Annotated in this window: 2 protein-coding genes; both read left to right on the forward strand. The window is 48.0% G+C overall.

Annotation, left to right across the window (positions count from 1 at the left end; all coding sequences use genetic code 11):
- Positions 1-418 (forward strand): hypothetical protein (locus U4E84_RS18315; protein ID WP_322533491.1); only part of this gene is annotated, 418 nt, incomplete at its 5' end.
- Positions 394-789: a DUF2085 domain-containing protein gene (locus tag U4E84_RS19015; protein ID WP_345785524.1), complete on the forward strand. Its 396-nt coding sequence runs from the start codon at positions 394-396 to the stop codon at positions 787-789. The genes U4E84_RS18315 and U4E84_RS19015, both read left to right, overlap by 25 nt.
- Positions 790-1,105 lie beyond the last annotated feature (316 nt).

Here is a 1,105-nt window from a genome sequence, read left to right on the forward strand (position 1 = left end):
CTGCGGCGAAGAGTTGGAATACGACACAACTGATAACGCCCGATCTGAAGCGAATAGCGGTCTGACTGAGTCTGTAGAGCAAACAACTGATGACGATGTCGAAACGATCGGGCTTAATTCAGATGTTATCGAGGTGGTAGCCGTTCTGGGCTCTCTTTCTATAGGAGGCCTGCTTGGGCTATGGCTCTTGTTCAATGACGAAATCATGCTCGCAGGAACGACGTTTCTGGTAGCCGTTGGCTGGCCATTCTTGCTGACAAGGCATGGCCGGTATACTGCGAGGCGCGGGTTGGGGCTGTCGAGAAGTTCACGGCACAACAAGCCGTCAGAGACAACGAAACAGTATCCGGAATGCGGCTGGCATAATCATCGTACAAACAACAACTGCGTAGAATGCGACACGGGTTTCCCGGAGTGAACCGGGTCATCGATGCCATCTTCCGTTTATCGAACTCATTTCTTCGACAGTATCCACTTTGTCACTCTCGACCTGACCGATCTCTTTCCTATCATGGCCGATACTTCGGTATTTGCGCTCGTTGTACCGGAATGTACTTGAGTGGTATCGTAGCAATTCTGGTTACACAACTATGGAGTATCCCGCTTTCTCCGGTTTGGATTTTTCTGATGGGGCTGATGTTCCTACTCCCGGGTGGTGTTGATGGATCCACTCAGCTACTCGGTAATCGAGAAAGCACAAACAGCCTCCGTATTATGACTGGTATTCTACTGGGCATTGGTGTCGTCCTAATCGTGAATAGTATCATCTTGCTGCTTTTTAGCCTGTAAATCGATGAATTATATTGGAAATGTCAGGCATCAATCCCCATCTTTCAGATATCAACCGGGACTTACCAAGCTCCGTACCTAATCGTACCCCGTTTCTGTGACCTACAATTCCGTTCAGAGCATGGATGAGCGTTACAGCGACACCAAACGATTCTGATACTAACTGAGAGATTAGTCGAGACATGAGTCCCCCTATCATGTGTTTTTGTGATCTCGTATTCCTCAGATAACTTTATCAGATTCGGGGCACTGTCAAGTTAAGCCAGTTTGAGAAGTGAGCAGTTCGTTGGTTTTGGTGTCTATGCTCAACCAAGAA

This window comes from Halorubrum sp. AD140 (genome assembly GCF_034497445.1).
Classification (GTDB): domain Archaea; phylum Halobacteriota; class Halobacteria; order Halobacteriales; family Haloferacaceae; genus Halorubrum.

What these genes read in the sequence shown, in the direction of transcription:
- U4E84_RS19015 (WP_345785524.1), top strand. Translation starts at nt 394, where the DNA reads ATGCGACACGGGTTTCCCGGAGTGAACCGGGTCATCGATGCCATCTTC.